We start from the raw sequence: 24,193 nt of genomic DNA, 5'->3' as shown, positions 1-24,193 counted from the left end.
TGCGTTGGACGCACCGAAGGCCACATTGGGTGCGTTGGACGCACCGAAGGCCACATTGGGTGCGTTGGACGCACCGAAGGCCACATTGGGTGCGTTGGACGCACCGAAGGCCACATTGGGTGCGTTGGACGCACCGAAGGCCACATTGGGTGCGTTGAGCGCACCGAAGGCCACATTGGGGCGCTTGGAGCCTGCCGGGGCGGACGGGCCCGCGCCACTTGTTGTTGCGCCGAAACGGCTGGTCATGGCTGAGGTCGACCTGCCCCCTACCGAGGTTCCCGATGTTGCCGGGCGGAAGTTCCTGCTTCTCGGCCGGGGAGCGCTCGCCGAGGCCGTGCGCGCCCACCTCGCCGGGCTGGGTGCGTCCGCCGAGGTCGGCGACGATGTCCGCGCCGGGTTCGACGGGGTGCTGTTCCTGCCTGCCGACCGGCCCGTGCTGCCCGCCGCCTTCCCGCGGTACCAGGCCGCGCTGGCCACGGGGCCCGCCTGGCTGTTGACCGCCGGACCGGGCGAGGGCCTGCGCGGCTTCCACCGCAGCCTCGCCCGCGAGTACCCGGACACGCTCACCCGCGTGGTCGAACTGTCCCCCGACGACACCCTCGAAGACCAGGCGACGGCCTTCGTCGCCGAGCTGTCCACAGTGGATCGGGAACCTGTCGTCGTGCGGCGGCAGGGCCACCGCACCGGCTTCCGGATGGCCGAACGGGACCTCGGCCCGCTCGCCACCAGCGGCGCGGGCCCGGCAGGTGACGGCGCGGCCGAAGCCGCCGCGATCGGGCTGGACCGCGAGTCGGTCGTCCTCCTCGTCGGGGGCGCCAAGGGCATCACCGCCCGGTTCGCCACCACCCTGGCCGCGGCCGCCCGCTGCCGGATCGAGCTGCTCGGGCGGACGCCGGTGCCCGCGGCCCGGGACGAACACCCCCAGGCGCAGACGGCTAGAGACCTCCGCGCCGCGCTCATCGCCGCCGGGCTGAAGAGTCCCGCCGAGATCGAACGGACGGTCCGCCGGATCCTGGGCGAACGCGAAGTCCGGCAGACCCTGGCGAAGCTCGAAGCGCTCGGCAGCCCGGCGCGCTACCAGTCGGTCGACATGCTCGACGCCGAAGCCGTGCACCGCGCGGTCAAGGAGATCCACGCCGAGCACGGCCGGCTCGACGGCATCGTCTACGCGGCGGGCGTGATCGAGGACAAGCTCGTCGCCGAGAAGACGCCGGAGTCGTTCGAGCGCGTCTACGGCACCAAGGTCGACGGCGCCCGCACCCTCCTGGAGGCGACCGCCGACCTGCCCGAAGAGCCGGCGTTCGTGGTCCTGTTCGGCAGCATCGCCGCGACGCTCGGCAACCGCGGCCAGTCCGACTACGCCGCCGCCAACGACGCCCTCGAGGCCCTGGGGCACCGGTGGCCCGCAGGGCGGGCCGTGACCGTCCACTGGGGACCGTGGGCGCCGACCGGCGAGCACGACGGCATGGTGACGCCCGAGCTGATGCGCGACTACGCCCGCCGTGGCATCGCGCTGATCGATCCGGAGGAGGGCACCCTCGGCCTGCTGCGCGAGCTGGCCTGGGGCCGTCCGGACACCGCTGCCGTCGTCCACACCGCCTCGGGCTGGTGACGCGGATGCCCGAGCCCGTGGCCATCGTCGGGATGTCGGTGCTGCTGCCCGGCGCCCCCGACCTGGCGAGCTACTGGCGCAACCTGGCCGGCGGCGTCGACGCGATCACCGAGGTGCCGTCCGGGAAGTGGGACGACGCGCACTACGCGCCGGACGAGGCGCGCCGCGCCGACCGGCTCTACTGCCGTCGCGGCGGGTTCGTCGACGAACTGGCCGAAGTGGACGTCACCGGCTTCGGGATCATGCCGAACTCCGTGCCCGCCACCGAACCCGACCAGCTGATCGCGCTGCGCGTCGCGGCGCAGGCCGTCGCGGACGCCGGCGGCCCGGACCGGCTGCCCGCCGACCGTGCGAAAGTCGGCGTGGTGCTCGGCCGGGGCGGCTACCTGACACCCGGGCTGGTCCGCCTCGACCAGCGCGTCCGCACCGCGAGCCAGCTCGTCCGCACCCTCGGCGAGCTGCTGCCCGACCTGGACGCCGACCGGCTCGACGCCGTCCGCCAGGCCTTCACCGACCAGCTCGGCCCCGAGGCACCCGAATCCGCGATCGGCCTGGTGCCGAACCTGGCCGCGTCGCGGCTGGCCAACCGCCTCGACCTGCGCGGGCCCGCGTACACAGTGGACGCCGCGTGCGCGTCCTCGCTGATCGCCGTCGACCACGCCGTGCGGGAGCTGGCCACCGGCCGCTGCGACGTCGTCCTCGCCGGCGGGGTGCACCACTGCCACGACATCACCTTCTGGAGCGTGTTCACCCAGCTCGGGGCGCTGTCGCCGTCCGAGCGGATCCGGCCGTTCCACCGCGACGCGGACGGCGTGCTGATCGGGGAAGGCACCGGGATCGTCGTCCTCAAGCGCCTCGCCGACGCCCAGCGCGACGGCGACCGCGTCTACGCCGTGATCACCGGCACCGGCGTCGCCTCCGACGGGCGGACCGCGAGCCTGGCCAGTCCCGACTCCGGCGGCCAGGTCCGAGCCGTCCGCCAGGCGTGGGCCGCGGCGGGCCTCGACCCGGCCGCGCCGGACTCGATCGGCCTGCTGGAGGCGCACGGCACCGCGACCCCGGCCGGGGACGCGGCGGAACTCGCCACCCTCGCGGAGGTGTTCGGAACCGCGGGCGCCGCCGTGCTGGGCTCGGTCAAGTCGATGATCGGCCACACGATGCCCGCGGCCGGGATCGCCGGGCTCGTCAAGGCGGCCTTGGCCGTGCACCACGGCGTCCTCCTGCCCACCCTGCACTGCGACGACCCGCACCCGGCGCTCGCCCGCACCCGGTTCTCCACGTTGGCCGCCGCCGAGCCGTGGGACGTGCCGGTGCGCCGCGCCGGGGTCAACGCGTTCGGCTTCGGCGGGATCAACGCCCACGTCGTGCTGGAACAGGCGCCGGGCCGCGCGAAGCCGGTCGTGGTGCGCGAGCCCGAACGCGTGCTGCGGCTCGCCGCACCGACCGTCGACGCGCTGCGCGAGGCGTTCGACCGGCCCGGTACCCACGAGACCGGCCACGGTCCGGTCCGGCTCGGGATCGTCGACCCGACGGAGAAGCGGCTGGCACTGGCCAGGAAGGTGCTGGCCAGGGGCCGGGCCTGGCGCGGCCGCAACGACGTGTGGTTCGCCGACCGCCCCCTGCTCGGGCCGGGTGGCGGCAGGATCGCGTTCCTCTTCCCCGGCCTGGAATCGGAACTCTCGCTCAACTGCGGTGACGTCGCCCGGCACTTCGGCCTGTCGTGGAAGCACGCGGACGTCGAGGTCGGCGACGTCGGGCGCCAGGGCGCCGCGGTGTTCGAGCTGGGCCGGCTGCTGCACGCCGCGCTCGGCCGGATCGGCGTCACGCCGGACGCCGTCGCCGGGCACAGCCTGGGCGAATGGACGGCGATGGCCGTGGCCGGCGTCCACGCCGAAGCCGAGGTCGACGCCTTCCTCGCCGAGTTCGACCCGGACGCGCTCGTCGTCCCCGGCCTCGCCTTCGCCGTGGTCGGCGCACCCGCGCCGCGGGTGCTCGAGGAGCTGGCCGGGCGGGAGGACGTCGTGCTCTCCCACGACAACTCCCCGAACCAGGCCATGATCTGCGGCCCGGAAGCGGCGGTGGGCGCGCTCGTGCAGCGGTTCCGCGACGCCGGGGTCGTGGCGCAGGTGCTGCCGTTCCGGTCCGGCTTCCACACCCCGATGCTGCGGCCGTACCTGGACCCGATCCGCGAAGCGGCCGGGCGGTTCACCCTGCACCCGCCGTCCCTGCCGCTCTGGTCGGCGACCACGGTGTCGGAGTACCCGGCGGCTGAGGCCGAGGTCCGCGAGCTGTTCGTGCGGCACCTGCTGCAGCCGGTCCGGTTCCGCCCGCTCGTGCGGGCACTGCACGCCGCCGGGTTCCGCGCGTTCGTCCAGGTGGGCGCCGGGCAGCTCGGCTCCCTGGTCGGCGACACCCTGCACGGCGAGGAGCACCTCGTCGTGGCGGCGCACTCGGCGCAGCGCCCCGGGCTCGCACAGCTGCGGCGGGTCGCGACCGCGCTGTGGGCCGACGGCCACGACGTCGACTTCACCCGCTTGCCCGGCGAACGCCCGGCCGCGCCCAAGGCGGTCAAGCTCGACCTCGGCGGCCGCCTGATCTCCCTGGACGAACAGGTCCGCGCCCGGATCGCGCTGCCCGCCGCCGGCCGGTCCACTGTGGACGACCTGGCCGCGAAGGGCCCGCTCGCCGCGGAGTTCGCCGCCCTGCTGGCCGACACCGCCGACCTGGCGTCCACCGTGCTCACCGGCCGCCCCGAGGGGGCACTTTCACGTGAAAGTGCCCCCTCGGGACGGAGCTTTCACGTGAAAGCTCCGCCGCTGCAGGAGCTGGACACCACGCTCACCGTGTCGCTCGAGGCGATGCCGTACCTGCTCGACCACTGCTTCTTCAAGCAGCCGCCGCAGGCCGAGCCGGGTGACCGCTGGCCGGTCGTGCCGGCCACCACGGTGATCGACCACCTGATGCGGTTCGCCGAGCAGGCCGCACCCGGCCGGCACGCGGTCGCCGTGCACGACGTCCGGCTCAGCCAGTGGATCACCGCGGTGCCGGCGGTCACCGTGCCGGTGCGCGTCCGGCCCCAGGGCACCGACCGGGTGCACGCGGCCCTCGCCGGTTACTCGCAGGCCGTCGTGGAACTCGCGCCGGAGTACCCGGCCGCCGCCCCGGCGCCGTGGCGGTTCCCGGCCTCGGCCGAACAGGTCCCCGAGACCACGGCGGCGCAGCTGTACGACGAGCGCTGGATGTTCCACGGCCCGCGCTTCCAGGGCGTCACCGAGCTGACCGCCGTCGGCGAACGGCACGTCCGGGCGGTGCTGACCACGCCGGCCGCGCCCGGCGCGCTGCTCGACAACGTCGGCCAGGTGCTCGGCTACTGGATCATGTCCCGGCTGCCCGAGCGGACCACCGTCTTCCCGGTCGCCATGCGCGAAATCCGGTTCCACGGTCCGCACCCGGCGCCGGGGGAACAGCTGGAGTGCCTGATCCGGATCACCGGGCTGACCGACGAGTTCCTCGAGGCGGACATGCAGCTCGTCCACGACGGCAGCGTCTGGGCCGAGTTCACCGGCTGGCGCGACCGGCGGTTCGACAGCACCGCGCACATCCGCCAGGCCGACCGCACGCCCGAGCGCTCGACGCTGTCGCACGAACAGCCGGGCGGCTGGGCGCTGGTGCACGAGCAGTGGCCGGACCTGGCCACCCGCGAGCTGATCATGCGCAACTACCTCGCCGGCCCCGAGCGCGACGCCTACGAAAACCGTCCGCCGCGGGGACGGCGCCAGTGGCTGCTCGGCCGGATCGCGGCCAAGGACGCGGTCCGCCAGTTCCTCTGGGCCCGCGGCGAACCCGAGATGTTCCCGGCCGAGCTGCGCATCGGCAACGACGACGCCGGCCGTCCGTTCGCGGCCGGCGCCTACGGCCGCGAACTGCCACCGGTGACGATTTCCGTGGCGCACCGGGCCGAAGCCGGGGTGGCCATCGCCCGCCACGGGCGCTGCGGCATCGACATCGAAGAGGTCGTCCCGCGCGCGGAGTCCACTGTGGCGGCCGCGCTCGGTCCGGGCGAGCGGGCGCTGTACGCGGGCCTGCCCGGCGATCCGGAGCAGTGGTTCGCCCGGTTCTGGACCGCGAAGGAGGCCGTGGCGAAGCTGCGGGGCACCGGCCTGCGCGGCGAACCGCGAGACTTCGAGGTCGTCGCGGCGACCTCGGGGGAGCTGACCGTCCGCGTCGCGGGCCACGAGCACCGCGTGTGCTGCGCCGACGTCGAAAACCCGCCTGGCGCACCACCTCGCCGCTACGTCGTCGCCTGGACCGAAGAGACGAAGGAGACTGCCGGATGAGCATCGAGACCACGGCCGCGAACGAGGTGACCGTGCTCGCCCAGCTGGGCGGGATGCTGCGGGAGCTGCTCGAGGAGTACGGCCTCGACGACACCGAGATCACCATGGACACGACGTTCCACGACGACCTCGAACTGGAGAGCGTCGACCTGGTGGCGCTGTCGGGACAGCTGCGCGAGCACTACGGCGACCGCGTCAACTTCGCGACCTTCATCGCCGAGCGCGACCTGGACGAGATCATCGCGCTGACCGTCGGCGAGCTCGTCCGGTACATCGTCGGCTCCCTGCGGGCGACGGCGTGAGCCGGATCCGCGCGGGCGAGCTGGACGTGCACGTCCAGCGGCTCACCCCGGACGTGCCGCTCGACGGCGACGCGCCGATCGTGGTCTGCGTCCACGGCCTGCTCACCGACAGCCTCGCCAGCTACTACTTCACCCTCGGCCCGGCCTTCGCCGCGCGCGGGCTCGACGTGCTGATGTACGACCTGCGCGGGCACGGCCGGACGACGCGGCCGTCGTCCGGCTACCACCTCGAGCGGTTCGTCGACGACCTCGTCGCGGTCCTCGACGCCTCCGACGTGACCCGGCCGGTGCACGTCGTCGGCAACTCGTTCGGCGCTTCGGTGGCGTTCGGGCTGGCCGCCGCCCGGCCCGACCGGGTGGCGAGCGTCGTCGCGATCGAAGGCGAACCGCCGACGGAGGAGTGGACGCGGCACATGGCCGACGGGCTCGCCGACGCCAAGACCCGGCTGGCGATCGACGAGGTCATCGGCTGGATCGCCGACAACCACGGCGCGCACACCGCGCGGCTGTCCAAGGCCGCGAACCGGATCCTGCAGACCACCACGATCGCCGAGGACATCCCGCGCAGCGCGACGATCGCGGCGGACCTCTCGGCGGTGCGCTGCCCGGTGTTCGCCATCTTCGGCGGCGACTCCGGGCTGTCGGCGCAGGTGCCGCACTTCGAGACGCACCTGGAGCGCTGCCGCTGTGTCGTGCTGCCCGACCAGGGGCATTCGGTGCTGGTCGAGCGGACCGCGGAGGTCATCGAGCTGATCTCCGGCTGGGTGCGCGACACGGCGCGAACGCAGACACGGGTGCGGTAGTGGCGCGGTTCCTCTTCGTCGTCCCGCCGCTGGTCGGGCACGTCAACCCGGCCGTCGGCGTGGCGGCCGAGCTGACCGCGCGCGGCCACGAGGTGGCCTGGGCCGGCCACGGCGAACTGCTGTGGCAGCTGGCCGGCCCGGAAGCCGTCGTGTTCTCGTGCGCCGTGCCGCCGGACCTGCCGGTGCGCCCGGCCGAGCTGAAGGGCCCGGCGGCGCTGCGCTTCCTCTGGCAGGACTTCCTCGTTCCGCTGGCCGACGCGATGGCCCCCGGCGTGACCGCCGCGCTGGCGGCGTTCGAGCCGCACGTCGTGGTCGCCGACCAGCAGGCACTGGCCGGCGGCCTGCTCGCCGACGCCGCCGGCCTGCCGTGGGTCACCTCGGCGACGACGTCGGCCGAGCTCGTCGACCCGCTGGCCGGGATGCCGAAGGTCGGGGAGTGGGTCGGCTCGCTGCTCGACGGGCTGCGCTCCCGGATCGCCGGTGGCCGGGGCGTGGCGGACCCGCGGTTCTCCCCCCACGGCGTCCTCGCCTTCACCACCCGCGAACTGCTCGGCCCGGCCGCCCTGCCGCCGTCGGTCCGGCTCGTCGGGCCCGCCCTCGGCGCGCGGCCGTCCACGACGGACTTCCCGTGGGAATGGCTCGCCCCGCTGCGGCCGACGGTGCTGGTCTCCCTCGGCACCGCGAACACGTCCGCGGGCGCGGGGTTCCTGGCGGCGACGGCGGAGGCGTTCGCCGGCCTTTCCGCGCGTGCGGTGATCGCCGACCCGGGCGGCGTGCTCGGCGACGTCCCCCCGAACGTCCTGGTGCGGCCACAGGTCCCGCAGCTGCCGCTGCTGTCCCGGGTCGACGCCGTGCTGTGCCACGCGGGCCACAACACGGTGTGCGAAACGCTGTGGCACGGCCTGCCGCTGGTGGTGGCCCCGATCCGCGACGACCAGCCGATCGTGGCGGCCCAGGTGGTCGCGGCGGGCGCGGGCCTCCGCCTGCGCTTCGGCCGCGCGGACGCCCCCCGCATCGCGGCGGCGGTCGAGGAGATCCTGACGGAACCGTCGTACCGCCGAGCGGCCGAAGTGGTGAAGGCTTCGTTCCGCGCGGCGGGCGGAAGCACGGCGGCGGCCGGGCACCTGGAACAGCTGGCGCTGGAAAGCCTGGCCCACCCGCGGATGTAGAGTTCGCCGCCCGCGGCGAACTGACTGTGCAGGCGTACGCGCAGAACGCCGGTGCACTCGCTTTCTCCCGTGCGCACGGGTCCCGCCCGTTCCCGGTGGCCTGGACGCGCACCTGAGCCGGTCCCGGGTCACACTGGAAGCCATGGGCTTCCTGGACGGGCGGGCCGTGGTGATCACCGGTGCCGGCAGAGGGTTGGGGCGGGCCTTTGCGCGGCACGCGGCCGAAAACGGCGCCGCGGTCGTCGTCAACGACGTCGACGGTGAACCGGCCCGCGAGACCGTGGCCGCGATCGTGGCCGACGGTGGCACCGCCGTGGCGAGCGTCGGGTCGGTGGCCGACGCCGGCTACGCCCGGTCGCTGATCTCCTTGTGCTGCAACCGGTTCGGGTCGCTGGACGGGCTCGTCAACAACGCCGCCGTCGGCTACCACGCGCCGCCGTGGGACGACGACGCCGAGCGGGCCCGGGCGCTGGTCGAGACCAACGTGCTGGGTCCGCTCCACTGTGGCACCGCGGCCGCCGAGGTCATGTGCGCGCGGGGCCGTGGCGTCATCGTCAACGTGACGTCGGGGTCCATGATCGGGCAGCGCGGCGCCGCCGCCTACTCGGCGTCGAAGGGCGCGGTGGCGTCGATGACCTACTCGTGGGCCGCGGACCTGGCGGAGCACGGCGTGCGCGTCAACGCCGTCAGCCCGATCGCCTGGACCCGGCTGATGGCCGCCGACCCGAAGGGCAATCGCGACGCACCGCCGCCCGAACGGGTGGCGCCGCTGGTGACCTACCTGCTCAGCGACCTCTCGGCCGACGTCACCGGGCAGGTGCTGCGGCTGGCGGACGGGCACCTGCACGCCGTCCGGCAGCCGGCCATCATCCGGCCCGTCCTGCACCGGGAGACCTGGACGGTGGCGGAGATCGCCGCGGCCGTCGGCGGCGAGCTCGCCCTCGAGTCACCGCCGCGGGACCGCTGGACGCTCTGACCGGACCACCGGAACGGGTGGCTATCCACAATGGACCCCGCGCACTAGCTTGGAGGCCGAGCCAGGAGGGCGGAGCGATGACGGCCACCGCGGAGGTCACCCCCGGCGCCGCGGCGCCGCCCGCCCTGGGCCGTGGCCGGGTCAACGCCGTCTTCGGCGCCGTGCTGCTCGGCATGCTGCTGGCGGCACTGGACCAGACCATCGTCGGGACCGCGCTGCCCACCATCGTCGGCGACCTCGGCGGCGCCGGGCACCTGTCCTGGGTGGTGACGTCGTACCTGCTGGCCGAGACGATCATGACCGTGGTCGTCGGCAAACTCGGCGACCTGTTCGGCCGCAAGCTGATGTTCCAGCTGTCGGTGGTCGTGTTCGGCATCGGCTCGTTCTGCGCCGGGTTCGCCGACAGCGTGGTCTGGCTGATCGTCTGGCGCGCGGTGCAGGGCCTGGGCGGCGGCGGGCTGATGGTGACCTCGACCGCGCTCATCGCCGACGTCGTCCCGCTGCGCGAGCGCGGCAAGTACCAGGGTGTGCTCGGCTCGGTGTTCGGCGTCGTCACGGTGGCGGGCCCGATGCTCGGCGGCTTCTTCGTCGACCACCTGTCGTGGCGGTGGGCGTTCTACGTCAACATCCCGCTGGTCCTCGTGGTGCTGGTGGTGGCGTCCTCGGCGATGCCGAACGCGCGCGCTGCGGTCAAGCCGGTCGTCGACTACCTCGGCATCCTGCTCATCGGCCTCGCCGCGACCGGCCTGACGCTGGTGACGAGCTGGGGCGGCACGCAGTACGCGTGGGGCTCGCCGGTGATCACCGGGATGGCGATCGGCTCGGTGGTGCTGCTGGCGGCGTTCGTCCTCGTTGAACTGCGGGCGAAGGAGCCGATGCTGCCGATGCGGCTGTTCCGCAACCCGGTGTTCACCGTCGGCGGGATCATGAGCTTCGTCGTCGGCTTCGCGATGCTCGGCGCACTGTCGTACCTGCCGACGTACATGCAGTACGTCCAGGGCACGTCCGCGACGACGTCCGGGGTCCGGCTGCTGCCGATGGTGCTGGCGCTGCTCGTCGCGTCGATCGCCGCGGGCAACGCGGTGAGCCGCACCGGGCGCTACAAGATCTTCCCGCTGGCCGGGGCCGCGGGCATGACGATCGGGCTCTACCTGCTCTCCCGGCTGGACACCGGCACCGGGTTCTGGGAGGCGTCGGCGTACATGGCCGTGCTGGGTCTCGGCATCGGGCTCGGCATGCAGGTGCTGACCATCGCGGTGCAGAACACCGTCGACTACGCCGACCTCGGCGTCGCCACCTCGGGCGTGACGTTCCTGCGCTCGATCGGCAGCTCGTTCGGCGCGGCGATCTTCGGGACGGTGTACGCCAACCAGCTGACGCCGAACCTGGCCGCGATTCCGGTGCCGCCGGGGGTCGACCCGCGTGCCCTGCAGGTACCCACGGCGTTGCACGCTCTGCCGGAGTCGGTGTCGGCACCGGTGATCAAGGCGTACAGCGACGCCCTCCACGTGGTGTTCCTCGCGGCCGCCCCGGTCGGCCTGGCCGCTTTCGCGCTGGCGTTCTTCCTGAAGGAGGTCCCGCTGCGCGACACGGCCCGCGCGGCCGCCCCGGACCTCGGCGACGGCTTCGCGATGCCGGAGGCCCGCACCGGCGACCGCGAGCTCGAACGCGCGGTGGCCACGCTGTTCTTCCGGGAACGCCGTCAGGTGGCGCCGGCGATCATCGAGCAGGCCGGCGGCGACCTCGACGAGGGCGGGATCTGGTGCCTGCTGCAGGTCCACCTGCGGGAGCGCCGCGGCGAGCCGGCGACGCTGCGGGCGATCGGCGCGTCCTTCCGCGTGCCCGCGCCGGTCCTGGAGCCGGCGTTCAACCGCTTGGAGCTGACCGGGCACCTGCGTTACGCACGGAACGGCTGGGCGTTGACCGCCTCGGGCCGGGAGGAGTTCGGCCGGGTGGTGCAGGCGTGGCACGACTGGCTGGCCGACCGCCTCGGCGACTGGGGAACGGGCGACCGCGCCGAACTGGACGCGGCGATCGGGCGCGTCGCGGCCCGGCTGATGGACCAGAGCGCGGAGTCCCGCCCCCACGGCCGCCACGCCCTCGCCTGACGCTCACACCGCCACTTCTCTGTGAAGTTCCGGTGAGGTCGCGCATCTTTCATAGGGAAAGTGACGTTCGCGCCGCCGCTTCCTTGTGAGGTTCCGGTGAGGTCGCGCATCTTTCATAGGGAAAGTGACGGTCAGCGGCGCCAGAAGTCGTGGGGGGTGTGGCCCGGGCGGAAGCCGCACGACTCGACCAGGGCCGCCGCCTCCGCGAAGCCGTGGCCGACCAGCGCCGGCTCGTGGGCGTCGCTGCCGAAGGCCACCGCCTCGCCGCCCACCTGGAACCACCAGCGCACCACCTCGCCCGGCAACGGCACCTTCGTGTTCACCTCCAGTGCCCGGCCGCTCGCCCGCAACGCCCGCAACACCGTGCGGAACTCCTCCTCGAAGTCCGCCGCCACGAACGGCGGGCCCTCGCCCGGCCACGAGCGCAGCGCGTAGTCGATGTGGGCGAGCACCGCGAAGTCCGCCGTCGATTCGACCAGGCCCAGCACCTCGGCGAGGTACGCCCGCAGCAGCTCACCCGGCGGCCGGTCCGCCACCGTCGTCAGCTCGTGGTGGTGCCCGCCCTCCGGCAGCGAATGCACCGAACCCAGCACGCGGTCGAAGTCGTGGGCCGCCAGCAGCGCGTCGGCGCGCGGGCGGTGCCAGTGCGGCTCGCTCAGCTCCACACCCGACAGGATCCGCAGCCCGCGAAACCGCGAGCGGCACTCCTCGACGCACGCCAGGTACCCCGCGACGTCCAGCTCCGGCGGCTCCAGGACGCCGTCCGGGCGCAGCCGCACCCGGAAGTGCTCGGGCAGCAGCGGCCGGATCGGCTCCGGCATCAGCCACGGTGTCAGGTCCGCGTGCTCGGTGAACGCCACCGACGGCAGCCCCAGCTCGATCGCCCGCTCGCACGAGCCGATCATCGACCCGGTGACGGTGTCCCATGACCATTCGGTGTGGACGTGACCGTCCGTCGGCAGGCGCACCGAACCCACCGTAGCGGTACCGTCTCTGCCATGGCGGACAAGGCTGTAGAGCTCGAAGTCGGGCACCGGACCGTCCGGATCTCCAACCCGGACCGGGTCTACTTCCCGGCCCGCGGCGAGACGAAGCTCGACCTGGTCAACTACTACCTCTCGGTGGGCGACGGCATCGTCAACGCCCTGCGCGAACGCCCCTGCATGCTGCACCGCTTCCCGTCCGGCGTGGCGGGGGAGAAGGTGCACCAGAAGCGCGTGCCGAACGGCGCGCCGCCGTGGCTCGAGACCGTCCGCGTCGACTTCCCGCGCTACGGGCGGCACGCCTACGAGCTCTGCGTCACCGAGCTCGCGCACGTCGCCTGGGCCGTGCAGATGTCCACAGTGGAGTTCCACCCGTGGAACTCCCGCCGCGCCGACACCGAAAAGCCCGACGAGTGGCGCATCGACCTCGACCCGATGCCCGACTGCGGCTTCGACCGCGTCCGCCGGGTCGCCCACGTCGCCCACGAGGTCCTCGACGAGCTCGGCGCGGTCGGCTGGCCGAAGACTTCCGGCGGGCGGGGCCTGCACATCTACGTCCGGATCGAACCCCGCTGGGGCTTCTCCGACGTCCGCCGGGCGGCGCTGGCCTTCGCCCACGAGGTCGAACGACGCGCCCCGGACGACGTCACCACGGCCTGGTGGCGCAAGGACCGCGACCCGCGGCTGCTCTTCGTCGACTACAACCAGAACGCCCGCGACCACACGATCGCGAGTGCCTACTCGGTCCGCGGCAACCCCGAAGGCACGGTGTCGACGCCGATCCGCTGGACGGAGATCGACGACGTCGAGCCGGGCGACTTCACGATCGCCACCGTGCCGGCCCGCTTCGCCGAGCTGGGCGACCTCCACGCCGGCATCGACGACGCGGTGTTCTCCCTCGACCCGCTGCTGGAGTGGGCCGACCGCGACGGCGTCGAGGAGCCGCCCGACCCCGGCTGACGTATTTTGCGCGCCGCCCGCGGCTCTGCCCGGGGTGAGAGTCGTGCTGTCGGGTTTGGACGCGGCCGCGTGGAGCCTGGTCGCGTTGCAGGTGGTCCTCGTACGGGAGGGCCACGACGTGCGGACCGTGGGCCCGCGGGCCCCGGCGGACGCCGTGCTGCGGACGTGCCGCCGGGACCGCCCGGGCTGCTTGGTGTTGTCCACCGCGCTCGGCGCGCCCGGTGCCGTCGTGCTCCGCCGGGTGCGGGCCGACCCCGCGCTGTCCGGGCTGCCGGTGGTGCTCGCCGGCCGGCTGGCGAACACCCGCGCGCAGCTCCTGGAGCAGGGCTTCGACGAAGTCTTCCCCGCGACCGAGGACCCGGCAGGCGCGGTGGCGGCCCTCCGCCGTTACCTCGCCCGGCCCGTCAGTCCAGGCGTTCGATGATGGTCGCGTTGGCGAGGCCGCCTGCTTCGCACATCGTCTGCAGGCCGTAGCGGCCGCCGGTCTGCTCCAGGACCGACAGCAGCGTCGTCGCCAGGCGGGCACCGCTGCCGCCCAGCGGGTGGCCGAGGGCGATCGCGCCGCCGTTGACGTTGACCTTCGCCGGATCCGCGCCGATTTCGCGCTGCCAGGCCAGCACCACACTGGCGAACGCCTCGTTGACCTCGAACGCGTCGATGTCCGCCACGCTCAGGCCCGCCCGGTCGAGGACCTTCCGGGTGGCCGGGACGACGCCCGTCAGCATGAACAGCGGGTCGTCGCCGGCGACGGCGAAGCTGTGGAACCGCGCCCGCGGCTTGAGGCCCAGTGCCTTGGCCGTCTCGCCGCTGGTGATCAGCAGGGCTGCCGCGCCGTCGTTGATCGGCGAGGAGTTGCCCGCGGTGACGTGCCAGCCGAGCTCCGGGAACCGCTGCTCCCAGACCTCGGCGCGGAACGCGGGCTTCAGCCCGGCGAGGATCTCCGGCGTGGTGCCGGGCCGGACGGTCTCGTCGGTGGTGACCTCGCGCAGCGTGCCGTCGGGTTCGGGCCGCAGCCGACGATCGTCCAGAACGCCTCGCTCGTGCGCGACGGCGGCCACTTCTGGGGCCAGCAGACGTTCCCGGCGCTCTGGCTGTTCTCCGCCTCCAAGGAGTTCCGCGGCATCCGGGTGTCCGATGTGGACATCCAGGGCCCGACCTGCAGCGGCATCATGTTCCAGACCAAGTACAACGGCACCACGCCGGAGCACCCGGTCGAGGACACCGTGCTGACGAACGTGTCGATCACCGGCGCCCACCGCAGCGGGGACGCCTTCGACGCGAAGTCCGGGATCGGCATCTGGGCCAACGAGCTGCCGGAACCGGGCCAAGGCCCGGCTGTCGGCTCGGCGACCTTCACCGGGCTGACCCTGGCCGACAACGCCGAGGACATCCGCAACCGCACCACCACGTTCACCATCAACCGCACCTGAGCACCGCCGCGCGGGCCCGCCGGGAAGCGTTCCCCGGCGGGCCCGCGCCGTGCCAGGATGACGGCGGAGGTGGTCGACGTGCGGATCCTGGTCACCGGCGGGACCGGGCAGCTGGGCGGGGCGGTGGTGGCCCGCCTGCGCGCGGCGGGCGAGGAGGTTCGCGTGCTCAGCCGCCGGGCCGCCCCGGACGTCGTCCGCGGCGACCTGCGGACCGGGCGCGGCGTCGACAGCGCCGTCGCCGCAGTGGACGTGGTCGTCCACTGCGCCACCGACTACTTCGGCCGGGAGGTGCAGCTCGCGCGCACGCTGGTCGAAGCGGCGCGGTGGGCCGGCGGCCCGCACCTGGTGTACGTCTCGATCGTCGGCGTCGACCGGGTTCCGCTCGGTTACTACCGGGCCAAGCACGAGACCGAACAGCTCGTCGCCGCGTCGGGCCTGCCGTACACGATCCAGCGCGCCACCCAGTTCCACGGCCTGGTCCGCACCCTGCTCGCGGGCGCGTCCCGGCTGCCGGTGGTGCCGGTGCCGCGGATCTCGTTCCAGCCGGTCGACGTCCGGGACGTCGCCCGCCGGCTCGCCGGCCACGCACTGGGCGACCCGGTCGGCCGGGCGCCCGACTTCGGCGGCCCGGAGATCCTGACGGCGGCCGAGCTGGCCCAGGCAGTCGGCGAGGCGAGCGGGCGGCACCGGCGGATCGTGCCGCTCAAGGTGCCGGGGGAGACGTTCCGGGCCTACGCCGGCGGCGGGCACCTGGCCCCCGGGCACCGCGAAGGTGAGATCACGTTCCGCGAGTACCTGGCCGAGCGAGCCGACCACGGATAGCCGGTCCAAGGTTTCTTGGCCGGCCGGCCGCGCGTTGCTGCCGGAGAGCTTCACTGCCTTGGCCGATTACTGCCTTGCGCAGCTTCCCCTCGAGCACGTGGCGGCCGGGTGGGGGAACGCGGTCGGCACCGGAGTACGGCACCCGGCCGGTGAGCCTGAGTTCGCGGGCCCGGCCGACGCAAGGGAGAGGACACGATGATCCGCTGGGCGACGTTCGACTGCTTCGGCACGCTGGTGGACTGGCGCCACGGCATCGCGACCGGGCTCGAGCTGCTGTTCCCGGGCCGCGGCGCGGAGCTGCTGGAGGTCTACCACCGGTTCGAGCCGCAGGTGCAGGCCGAGGTGCCGGTGCGGCGGTACCGGGAAGTGCTCGCCGAGTCCGTGCGCCGGACCGCGGCCGAGGCCGGCCTGGAGCTGGTGGCGGACGACGCGTCGGTGCTCGAGACCGGCCTGCCGTACTGGCCGGTCTTCCCGGACACCCGGCCGGCGCTGGCCGCGTTGCGGGAAGCGGGCTGGCGGCTCGCCCTGCTGACCAACTGCGACCGCGACCTCATCGGCGAGACCCAGCGGCGGCTCGCGGTGCCGATCGACGCGATCGTGACCGCGGAGGACGTCGGCGAGTACAAGCCGGGCCACGGTCACTTCCGGCGGTTCGCCGCGTCCTTCGACGCGACCGCCGCGAACTGGGTGCACGTGGCGCAAAGCCACTTCCACGACATGGTGCCCGCCCGGGCGCTGGGCATCCCGCGCGTGTGGGTCAACCGCCACGACGGCCCGCAGGACCCGGCGGTGGCGGACGCGGTCCTGCCGGACCTCGGCGGCCTGGCCGAGACGGTCGAGCGGGTGCACGCCGGAGCCCGCTGACCGCCGTCACGCGTGGGGGCACCTCGGCCGGGCGGGCCGGAACAGCGCGCTCCACCGGGTGGGGTGGCGGCATCGGGTGAACACGCAGCCCGGCGCCGGCGGAGCGCACGGCCGCAGCTGCCCACCGGCACCGGGGGTGACCGGGACGGATCCCCGGTAGTTTCGGGCAAAACCGTTGACGCGTCCCGAAGCAGGCTTGCAACCTGAATCGATCAGCTGACCCCGGCGAGCGAGGTACCCGATGGGCAGGGTCCGGCAGACCGACATCGCGCGCGTGGCCGGGGTCTCGCAGGCCACGGTGTCGGTCGTGCTGGGCGGCAACCGCACCGGTGTCCGGCTGGCGGAGTCGACGCGGCTGCGGGTGCTGAAAGCCGCGGAGCAGCTCGGTTACGCCGATCCGCTGGCGAAGCGGCAGGCGGGCCACGGCCTGTTCGGCATCTGCGCGGCCGCCCCGGCGTTCGAGGCGCACCAGGCGATCCTGGCCGGCATCGAGGCGGAGGCGGCCGCGCTCGGCAAAGACCTGATCGTGTTCACCGCGTCCGGCCGCGCCCGGCTCGCCGACGGCTGCCTGTTCCTCGGTGGCCCCGTCCCCGCGGAGCTGCTCGCCACCGGGTTCCCGATCGTCCACATCGGACGCCGTCCGGAGTTCGGCGACCGCGTGCCCTGCGTGGACGCGGACTACGCGGCGGCTTCGGCCGCGGTGCTCGCCCGGCTGCGGCAGGCGGGGCACCGGCGGATCCGCTACCTGCGCGAGCCGGCGGACACCCCGGCGGCGCGTGAACGCGAACGCGGGATCGGCACCGAGCCCGGCCTGGTGGTCCGCACCGACGGCACCGGCCTCGCGACGGCGATCCGCGGCTGGGTCGGCGAAGGCGTGACCGCGCTGGTGGTCGAGGAGGCGGTGTTCGTCCCGGCGCAGCGAGCCCTGCGTGCGGCGGCGGTGTCGGTCCCCGGCGACCTCTCTCTGGCGGTTCTCGGCCGCCCGCCGTCCCATCCGGAGATCAGCGGCTTCGAAGTGCCCCGGCGCGCCCTCGGCCGCGAGGCCGTGCGGCTGCTGGCGTCCGTCGTGGCCACGGGGGCAGGTGAGCACCGGCTGCTCACCTGCCCGCCGGTGACCGGGGCGACGATCGCGCCCCGCGCCTGAACCGTCAGGACAGAGCGCCGTTGTAGTCGGGCAGCTTGAAGGTCCGTTCGGCGTGCCCGCCGTCGAGGTCGGTCACGTTGTTGCCGATGTTCGCGACGATGGCGTACCCGGCCTGTTCGATGGCGATCCGGGCCTTGGTCTTGTTGGTCTGGACCGGGTCGAAGTTGAACAGGGGACGCAGGTAGAGGCCGTTGACCGGATACCCGACCGCCTTCAGGTTCCCTTCCGTCGGCCACCGGATGACTTCGGTGCGGTCGCTGACGAAGAAGACCGCGGCCCCCTTGGCCTTGGCGAGCTTGGCCAGTGCGAGGACCGGCTTGACCGCCGGCGTGGTGAGCCCGCCCGAGTAGTGGGTCTCCAGGCTCGTGTTGTCGATGTCGAGCACGATCGCGGTCCGGCCGCCCGGGACGGCCAGCCGCTGGGTGAGGTAGTCGGTGGCCGGCGTGGCGACCGCGGTGACGTCCGCGATCCAGGTGGCGTAGGCCGGTGCGGCGGCCGACACGGCGGCCGGGGTGGCGGCGGGCCGGGCCTCGGCGGCTCCGGCGCTGCCGAGCAGCAGCAGGACGGCGGAGGCGGTACCGGCCACGGCGAGACGTGCTTTCGATGGCGACATGGGTCACAGTCCACCAGCCGGTCGCGGGCGAACGTACCGGCAAGTAGCGGAATTTGTTTCATGTTCTGCCCCGGTTCGCGCCTTGTTTCCCACGGCCAGCGCGTCCGGCCATCCGGGTGATAGGAATGGCCGGTGACCGAACCGAACCTGATCGAAGCCGCCGCGGCCGAAGCCGTCACGCTGACCAGCGAACTCATCCGCATCGACACGACCAACACCGGCGATCCCGACACGCTGGTCGGCGAGCGGGCGGCGGCCGAGTACGTCGCGGAGAAGCTGACCGACGCCGGCTACGAGATCACCTACGTCGAGTCGGGCGGGAAGAACCGGCACAACGTGATCGTCCGGCTCGAAGGGGCCGATCGGTCCCGGGGCGGGCTGCTGATCCACGGCCACCTCGACGCCGTGCCCGCCGACGCGTCGGAGTGGTCGGTGCACCCCTTCTCCGGCGCGATCCAGGACGACTACGTCTGGGGGCGCGGCGCGGTCGACATGAAGGACATGTGCGCGATGGCGCTCGCGCTGGCCCGGCACTACAAGCTGAACAACGTCGTGCCGCCGCGTGACCTCGTCTTCGCCTTCCTGGCCGACGAGGAGGCCGGCGGCAAGTACGGCGCCCAGTGGCTGGTGGAGAACCGCCCCGAGCTGTTCGAGGGCGTCACCGAGGCGATCAGCGAGGTCGGGGGCTTCTCGATCACGCTCAAGGACGACGTCCGCGCCTACCTCATCGAGACGGCGGAGAAGGGCATCCGCTGGATGAAGCTGCGCGTGCGCGGCACCGCCGGGCACGGTTCGATGATCCACCGCGACAACGCCGTGACGAAGCTGGCCGAAGCCGTCGCGAAACTGGGCAACCACCGGTTCCCGCTCGTGCTCACCGACTCGGTGCGGGAGTTCCTCGCCGGTGTCACCGAGATCACCGGCTGGGACTTCCCCGAGGACGACCTCGAAGGCTCGGTCGCCAAGCTGGGCAACATCTCCCGGATGATCGGCGCGACCCTGCGGGACACGGCCAACCCGACCATGCTCACCGCCGGGTACAAGTCGAACGTCATCCCGTCGGTCGCCGAGGCCGCGATCGACTGCCGGATCCTGCCGGGCCGCCTGGAGGCCTTCGACCGCGAGCTCGACGAGCTGCTCGGCCCGGACATCGAGAAGGAGTGGATGGAGCTCCCGCCGGTCGAGACGACCTTCGACGGCGCGCTCGTGGACGCCATGACCGCCGCGGTACTGGCCGAGGACCCGGGCGCGAAGACGCTGCCGTACATGCTCTCCGGCGGCACCGACGCGAAGTCGTTCCAGGAGCTGGGCATCCGCAACTTCGGCTTCGCGCCGCTCAAACTGCCCGCGGACCTCGACTTCTCGGCGCTGTTCCACGGCGTCGACGAGCGCGTCCCGGTCGAGGCGCTGAAATTCGGCACCCGCGTGCTGGACCGGTTCCTGCGCACGTCCTGATGGCCGGGTTCGCGCTCGCCGACGGCACGCCCCTGCAGGTGGTCCGCAGGGGCGACCCGGCCGCGCCGGTGACCGTGGTGTTCGTTCACGGCTACGCGCTCGACCAGCGCAGCTGGGGCCGGATCGCGCCGCTGGTGCCCGACGCCGCCGTCGGGCCGGTGGCCGTGCTGACCTACGACCAGCGCGGCCACGGCGGCTCGGGCCGGGCGCGGCGCGGCACCGCGACCATGGCGCAGCTCGGCGACGACCTCGCCGAACTGCTGGCGCGCGAGGTGCCCGGGGGCCGGGTGGTCCTGGTCGGCCACGACATGGGCGGCCTGGCGATCATGGCGCTGTCCCAGCGGCACCCCGGGCTGTTCGCCGCGCGGGTGTCGGGGCTGGTGCTGCTGGCGACGTCGTCGGGCACCCTCGCCGCCGAGGTGTCGGCGACCTGGCCGAACGCGCTGGGCAAACTGGTCCGCGACCTCGAAGGGGTGCTCGGCTCGAAGCTCTTCGGCGTCGTGCGCGAGCACACCAGCCGGGCGGTCAGCGCGGGCCTGCGCTGGTGGCTGTTCGGCGACGATCCGGAGCCCGGCCTCGTCGAACTGACCGTGCAGATGATCCGCGGCAACTGGCCCCACACCGTGTCGCTGTTCCGCCCGGCCATGGACGCCTACGCGCGTGAAGCGGCACTGGCGCAGGTGGGCGGCCTGCCGGTGACGGCGATCGTGGGGGAGCGGGACCGGATCGTCCGGGCGTCCGATGTGGAGCAGTGGGTCCGCGGCCTCGGCAACGGCACCGCCGTGGTGCTGCCCGGCGTCGGGCACGTCGTGCCGCTGGAGGCCGCCGCCCAGGTGCTGCCCCGGGTCGTCGCCCTGGTCAACGCGAGTCACCGGGGCTGAGGTCACCCGGCGCGGGTGCCGGCGGCGAGGAAGATCGGCACGGCGACGAACAACCGGTCGTCGCGGGCCCGGACGGCCTGCTCGTCGAGCCAGGAGCCGTCGCCGCCGAGGTTGGCGAGCACCGGCAGGACCGCGTCGCCGGTCCAGACGAGCGTGTGGACCTCGACGGTGACGTCCGTGAACCCGTGGTCCAGCAGGAGATTCCGGTACCGCCGCGCGACCCGCGGGTGAGGCATGCCGTCGGCACGCGTGTGGACGATCGACCGGGTGCGTGCGGGATCGTCCGAGTCGATGACGATCGTGTCCCAGTCCTGACCGGCGAGCACCGCGCGGCCACCCGGTGCCAGGACGCGCCGGGCCTCGGTGACCGCGAGCGCCGGGTCGGGCAGCACGTGCAGGACCTTGTCGGCGCGGTAGCCGGTGACCGAGCCGTCGTCGAGGGGCAGCGCGGTGGCGTCGGCGACGTGGAACTCGCCGCCCGGCCAGCGCGCCGCGGCAACGTCGACCATGGCCGGGTCTGCGTCGACGCCGATGGCCCGCACCCCGCGGGCGGCCAGCTCGCCGACGGCCCGCCCACTGCCGCAGCCGACGTCGACCACGACGTCGCCGAGTCCCTGGTAGGTGCGTTCGCGCAGTTCGGCGGCTTGCGGGCGGTCGTCGAGGGCATCGAGGAGGGGGAGCAACGTGGACATGGCGCCCATCCTGCGACTTAATGCCGGGATGAAGTCAATCGGCGAGGTGGCGGCCCGATTCGGGTTGCCGGCCCACGTGCTGCGGTACTGGGAGGCGGAAGGGTTGCTGACGCCGGCCCGCGTGGGGGCCCGGCGCCGCTACGCCGACGCGGACCTGCGCCGGGTGGCCGCGATCCTGGTCGCCAAGGAAGCCGGGTTCGAGCTCGCGGACATCCGGACCATGCTGACCGCCCGGTCCGCGGCCGATCGGGCGGCGATGGCAGCCCGTCAGCGGGACCGGCTACGAGCCCGGATCGCCCGGGCGCAGGCCGCGCTCGAGCTGCTGGAGAGCGATTGCCCGCACGACGACCTCATGACGTGCCCGCACTTCCAAAGCCTGCTGGACCGACAGCTCGATCGTTCTTGACAATTTCTCTGTTCGGTTGCCATGCTGGGCCCCATGTTTCCCGTGGCGGTGATCGAAGACGCGGCGGCGGCCGAGGTGTCGCTGGACCCGATCCGCGCCCGGCTGCTGGCCGAACTGGCCGAGCCGGCCTCGGCGACGATGCTCGCCGCGCGCGTCGGGCTGCCCCGCCAGAAGGTCAACTACCACCTGCGGGCCCTGGAGAGCCACGGCCTGGTGGAGCTGGTCGAGGAACGCCGCAAGGGCAATGTCACCGAGCGGATGATGCGGGCGACGGCGGCGTCGTACGTCATCTCGCCGACGGCGCTGGCCGCCGTGCAGCCCGACCCGGCCCGCGCACCGGACCGGCTCTCGGCGCGCTGGCTGCTGGCCGTCGCCGGACGGCTGGTGCGGGACGTCGGCCTGCTGATCACCGGCGCGGCCAAGGCCAAGCAGCGCCTGGCGACGTTCGCGCTCGACGGCGAGGTGCGCTTCGCCTCCGCCGCCGACCGGGCCGCGTTCGCCGAGGAACTCACGGCCGCGGTCACCACGCTGGTGGGGAAGTACCACGACGAGGCGGCCGAGAAGGGCCGCTCGTACCGGGTGGTCGTCGCCGTGCACCCGAGTGTCCCGGAGGGGTCCTGAAGTGGGGTATGAGTTCGAACTGACCGACGTCGCCGAGGTCGGGGCCACGCCGGAACAGGTGTGGGAAGCGATCGCGACCGGGCCGGGCATCGACTCGTGGTTCATGGGCCGCAACGAGGTCGAAGGCGGCACCGGCGGCACGGTCCGCGGCGCCTTCGGCGGCTACCGGCCGGAGTACCGGATCCGCGCGTGGGACCCACCGGAGAAGCTCGCCTACGGCAGTGACACCGCACCGGACGGACGGCGGATCGCCTACGAGTTCCTCGTCGAGGGCCGCGACGGCGGCAGCACCGTGATCCGCTGCGTCACCAGCGGCTTCCTCCCGGGCGACGACTGGGAGGACGAGTTCGAAGCCATGACCGCGGGCGGCGACCTGTTCTTCCGCACCCTCGTCGAGTACGTGACGCACTACGCGGGCCGGACCGCGGCACCGGTCACCGCCTTCGGCCCGCCGGTCGCGGACTGGGCCGAGGCGTGGACCCGGCTGGGCACGGCACTGGGCCTGCCGGCGCGGCCGGCCGAGGGCGACCGGGTTACGATCGAGCCGGGCGGCCGGGAGGGCGTGGTCTACGCGGTGAACGACCAGACGGTCGGCGTGCGGACGCCGGACGCGATGCTCAGGTTCGTCCGCGGCTTCCAGGGCGCGATGGTCGCCTGCCACCACTTGTTCGCGCCCGATGCCACCCCCGAGACCGAGGAGAAGGCCTGGGGCGAGTGGCTGAACCGGGTGTTCGGCTAGGTCGGGAGCGCGCCGGGCAGGCTCTGGGCCGTCTTCTTGCGGCGCAGCCAGACCCGGCGCGTGCCGTCGGCGTACAGGCGCACCGTGCGCAGTTCCCAGCCCGCGAACTCCGCGTGGATGGAGAGCTGGGTCGCCGCCGCACGCCGGGACACGCCCGGGGGGAGGTGCAGGCGGCGATACTCCCAATCCCCTTCGACCACCGCCTCGCTGACCGCTGTCATGGCTGGATCACCTGGGTCCCTTCTCCGGCCGCCGAGCCGACGATCACCCGGCCGCTCTTCTCGTCCACCCCCACCGAATCCGGCTGGCGCACGGTGGGGAACCGGTACTTCTCCACGGGCTCGCCGCCGCGGACGTCGAACCCGGCCACTTCGTTCCGCGCGGTGAGCGTCACCCAGGCCAGGCTCCGCGCCGCGTCGTAGGCGATCCCGTACGCCCCGCCGGGCACCGGGTAGCGCTGCCGCAGGATCAGCGGCCCCGCCGAGAACGCCAGCAGCGCCCCCGCCCGCGCGTCGGTCACCAGCACCCGCCCGTAGGAGTCCGCCACCGCGTTCGCGGCACCGTCGCCCGCACGCAGGCCCTCGTCGACCTTCCCCGCGGCGACGTCGACCGAGAACACCGCCGTCCGCAGCCGGTCCAGCACCACCACCCCGTCCCCGGTGTCGACCACGTCGTCGGCGCTGTAGAGCTGCCCGCCGATCGTCCGCGCCGGACCCGCGGCCGGCAGCACCCGGATGTCCTTGCCCGCCCCCATCGCGACCAGCCGGTCGGCCCCGTAGGCGATGCTCGACGACGGCTGCCCGCCCGTCTTCGTCTCGGTCAGCTTCCGGTCCGGCAACGTCAGCTGCTGCACCACACCCTGATCGGGCTCGGCGATCTCCACCCGCCCCGGCGCCACCGTCAGCCGCGAGACCTTGCCGTATAACGGCATATTCACCGGGGGTGACGCGAGCGCGTTCAGGTCGTACAGCCACAGCGACGGCGGCTCGGAAACGGCAACGACGAGGGTCGACGTCTTCGCGTCCACGGCGACGGCCGACACGGAACCACTGCCGAGCACCTGACCGGCGGGCTGCACGGTCACGGCGGGGGAGACGGCCGGGCGCGCGGCGGTCGGGTTCGCCACGACCTGCAGGTCGTCGGAGGTCTGCCGGGCCGACGAACAGCCGGAGAGCGCCAGGGCACCGGCGAGCGGGATCACCATCCACGACACGGCGGCGAACCGACGCACGTTGCTGCCTCCAGGTGTCCCTCGGCGGGCGGTCTTCACCAGCAT

At 73.5% G+C, this 24,193-nt stretch carries 22 protein-coding genes and 2 pseudogenes; 18 read left to right on the top strand and 6 right to left on the bottom strand.

What is annotated here, in order from left to right; all coding sequences use genetic code 11:
• Positions 1-112 precede the first annotated feature (112 nt).
• The 7 genes and pseudogenes from ACLJQE_RS34585 to ACLJQE_RS34555 form a co-directional block, all read left to right on the top strand.
• Positions 113-1,612 (top strand): annotated as a pseudogene (locus ACLJQE_RS34585) (SDR family NAD(P)-dependent oxidoreductase); the annotation flags it as partial.
• A gap of 5 nt (positions 1,613-1,617) precedes the next feature.
• On the top strand, positions 1,618-5,949 hold the full coding sequence (locus tag ACLJQE_RS34580; RefSeq protein ID WP_410643741.1) for a beta-ketoacyl synthase N-terminal-like domain-containing protein: 4,332 nt from the start codon (positions 1,618-1,620) through the stop codon (positions 5,947-5,949).
• Entirely contained in the window at positions 5,946-6,251 is a 306-nt protein-coding gene (locus ACLJQE_RS34575) for an acyl carrier protein (RefSeq protein ID WP_410643740.1), read from the top strand. Before ACLJQE_RS34580 ends, ACLJQE_RS34575 begins: the two co-directional genes overlap by 4 nt.
• Positions 6,248-7,054, top strand: a complete 807-nt coding sequence (locus ACLJQE_RS34570) for an alpha/beta fold hydrolase (RefSeq protein WP_410643739.1) — start codon at positions 6,248-6,250, stop codon at positions 7,052-7,054. Before ACLJQE_RS34575 ends, ACLJQE_RS34570 begins: the two co-directional genes overlap by 4 nt.
• Entirely contained in the window at positions 7,054-8,223 is a 1,170-nt protein-coding gene (locus ACLJQE_RS34565; RefSeq protein ID WP_410643738.1) for a glycosyltransferase, read from the top strand. Before ACLJQE_RS34570 ends, ACLJQE_RS34565 begins: the two co-directional genes overlap by 1 nt.
• 142 nt (positions 8,224-8,365) lie before the next feature.
• Positions 8,366-9,199 (top strand): SDR family NAD(P)-dependent oxidoreductase, encoded by an 834-nt coding sequence (locus ACLJQE_RS34560; RefSeq protein WP_410643737.1) that lies wholly within the window; start codon positions 8,366-8,368, stop codon positions 9,197-9,199.
• A gap of 77 nt (positions 9,200-9,276) precedes the next feature.
• The gene (locus ACLJQE_RS34555) at positions 9,277-11,307 is read left to right on the top strand and encodes a DHA2 family efflux MFS transporter permease subunit (protein ID WP_410643736.1); all 2,031 of its coding nucleotides are present in this window, start codon (positions 9,277-9,279) and stop codon (positions 11,305-11,307) included.
• A 131-nt stretch (positions 11,308-11,438) separates the two neighbouring features.
• On the opposite strand, the gene ACLJQE_RS34550 is transcribed toward ACLJQE_RS34555, so the two are convergent.
• Positions 11,439-12,275: a PHP domain-containing protein gene (locus tag ACLJQE_RS34550; RefSeq protein ID WP_410643735.1), complete on the bottom strand. Its 837-nt coding sequence runs from the start codon at positions 12,273-12,275 to the stop codon at positions 11,439-11,441.
• Positions 12,276-12,305: 30 nt separating this feature from the next.
• Here ACLJQE_RS34550 and ligD point away from each other — a divergent pair, with 30 nt between their 5' ends.
• Positions 12,306-13,250: a non-homologous end-joining DNA ligase gene (ligD, locus tag ACLJQE_RS34545; protein WP_410643734.1), complete on the top strand. Its 945-nt coding sequence runs from the start codon at positions 12,306-12,308 to the stop codon at positions 13,248-13,250.
• A 43-nt stretch (positions 13,251-13,293) separates the two neighbouring features.
• On the top strand, positions 13,294-13,674 hold the full coding sequence (locus tag ACLJQE_RS34540; protein ID WP_410643733.1) for a hypothetical protein: 381 nt from the start codon (positions 13,294-13,296) through the stop codon (positions 13,672-13,674).
• On the opposite strand, the pseudogene ACLJQE_RS34535 reads toward ACLJQE_RS34540, so the two are convergent.
• Positions 13,655-14,257 (bottom strand): annotated as a pseudogene (locus ACLJQE_RS34535) (thiolase family protein); the annotation flags it as partial. The gene ACLJQE_RS34540 and the pseudogene ACLJQE_RS34535 sit on opposite strands and share 20 nt — an antisense overlap.
• A 33-nt stretch (positions 14,258-14,290) precedes the next feature.
• Between ACLJQE_RS34535 and ACLJQE_RS34530 the strand changes: the two are divergent.
• From ACLJQE_RS34530 to ACLJQE_RS34515, 4 genes are all read left to right on the top strand, one after another.
• A complete protein-coding gene (locus ACLJQE_RS34530; RefSeq protein ID WP_410643732.1) occupies positions 14,291-14,680 on the top strand; it encodes a hypothetical protein in 390 nt (129 codons plus the stop codon).
• Between the two features lie 57 nt (positions 14,681-14,737).
• A complete protein-coding gene (locus ACLJQE_RS34525; RefSeq protein ID WP_410643731.1) occupies positions 14,738-15,502 on the top strand; it encodes an SDR family oxidoreductase in 765 nt (254 codons plus the stop codon).
• A gap of 195 nt (positions 15,503-15,697) precedes the next feature.
• Positions 15,698-16,366, top strand: coding sequence for an HAD family hydrolase (locus ACLJQE_RS34520; RefSeq protein WP_410643730.1), 669 nt, complete (start codon positions 15,698-15,700; stop codon positions 16,364-16,366).
• A 241-nt stretch (positions 16,367-16,607) separates the two neighbouring features.
• A complete protein-coding gene (locus tag ACLJQE_RS34515; protein WP_410643729.1) occupies positions 16,608-17,510 on the top strand; it encodes a LacI family DNA-binding transcriptional regulator in 903 nt (300 codons plus the stop codon).
• 4 nt (positions 17,511-17,514) lie between these two features.
• Here the strand turns inward: ACLJQE_RS34515 and ACLJQE_RS34510 are convergent, their stop codons facing one another.
• Positions 17,515-18,096 carry an HAD family acid phosphatase gene (locus tag ACLJQE_RS34510; RefSeq protein WP_410643728.1) on the bottom strand — a complete coding sequence of 194 codons (582 nt, stop codon included), beginning with the start codon at positions 18,094-18,096 and terminating at the stop codon, positions 17,515-17,517.
• 159 nt (positions 18,097-18,255) lie between these two features.
• Here ACLJQE_RS34510 and ACLJQE_RS34505 point away from each other — a divergent pair, with 159 nt between their 5' ends.
• Both ACLJQE_RS34505 and ACLJQE_RS34500 read left to right on the top strand, forming a co-directional pair.
• Positions 18,256-19,578 (top strand): M20/M25/M40 family metallo-hydrolase, encoded by a 1,323-nt coding sequence (locus ACLJQE_RS34505; protein WP_410643727.1) that lies wholly within the window; start codon positions 18,256-18,258, stop codon positions 19,576-19,578.
• Positions 19,578-20,459: an alpha/beta fold hydrolase gene (locus tag ACLJQE_RS34500; protein ID WP_410643726.1), complete on the top strand. Its 882-nt coding sequence runs from the start codon at positions 19,578-19,580 to the stop codon at positions 20,457-20,459. Before ACLJQE_RS34505 ends, ACLJQE_RS34500 begins: the two co-directional genes overlap by 1 nt.
• A gap of 2 nt (positions 20,460-20,461) precedes the next feature.
• Here the strand turns inward: ACLJQE_RS34500 and ACLJQE_RS34495 are convergent, their stop codons facing one another.
• Positions 20,462-21,151: a methyltransferase domain-containing protein gene (locus ACLJQE_RS34495; RefSeq protein ID WP_410643725.1), complete on the bottom strand. Its 690-nt coding sequence runs from the start codon at positions 21,149-21,151 to the stop codon at positions 20,462-20,464.
• 28 nt (positions 21,152-21,179) lie between these two features.
• On the opposite strand from ACLJQE_RS34495, the gene ACLJQE_RS34490 reads away from it, so the two are divergent.
• Genes ACLJQE_RS34490 through ACLJQE_RS34480 form a run of 3 tightly spaced genes read left to right on the top strand, consistent with a single transcriptional unit; the run spans position 21,180 to position 22,917 of the window.
• A complete protein-coding gene (locus ACLJQE_RS34490) occupies positions 21,180-21,557 on the top strand; it encodes a MerR family transcriptional regulator (RefSeq protein WP_410643724.1) in 378 nt (125 codons plus the stop codon).
• A gap of 33 nt (positions 21,558-21,590) precedes the next feature.
• On the top strand, positions 21,591-22,178 hold the full coding sequence (locus tag ACLJQE_RS34485) for an ArsR/SmtB family transcription factor (RefSeq protein WP_410643723.1): 588 nt from the start codon (positions 21,591-21,593) through the stop codon (positions 22,176-22,178).
• A 1-nt stretch (position 22,179) separates the two neighbouring features.
• A complete protein-coding gene (locus ACLJQE_RS34480) occupies positions 22,180-22,917 on the top strand; it encodes an SRPBCC family protein (RefSeq protein WP_410643722.1) in 738 nt (245 codons plus the stop codon).
• Here the strand turns inward: ACLJQE_RS34480 and ACLJQE_RS34475 are convergent.
• Both ACLJQE_RS34475 and ACLJQE_RS34470 read right to left on the bottom strand, forming a co-directional pair.
• Positions 22,914-23,138, bottom strand: a complete 225-nt coding sequence (locus tag ACLJQE_RS34475; protein WP_103352659.1) for a DUF5703 family protein — start codon at positions 23,136-23,138, stop codon at positions 22,914-22,916. The two genes, ACLJQE_RS34480 and ACLJQE_RS34475, sit on opposite strands and share 4 nt — an antisense overlap.
• Positions 23,135-24,148 carry a YncE family protein gene (locus ACLJQE_RS34470; RefSeq protein ID WP_410643721.1) on the bottom strand — a complete coding sequence of 338 codons (1,014 nt, stop codon included), beginning with the start codon at positions 24,146-24,148 and terminating at the stop codon, positions 23,135-23,137. The genes ACLJQE_RS34475 and ACLJQE_RS34470 overlap by 4 nt, the downstream gene beginning before the upstream one ends.
• Between the last annotated feature and the right edge of the window lie 45 nt (positions 24,149-24,193).

It is taken from the genome of Amycolatopsis sp. lyj-346 (assembly GCF_046548975.1).
GTDB lineage: Bacteria > Actinomycetota > Actinomycetes > Mycobacteriales > Pseudonocardiaceae > Amycolatopsis.
This window is presented reverse-complemented; position numbering and strand designations above follow the sequence as displayed.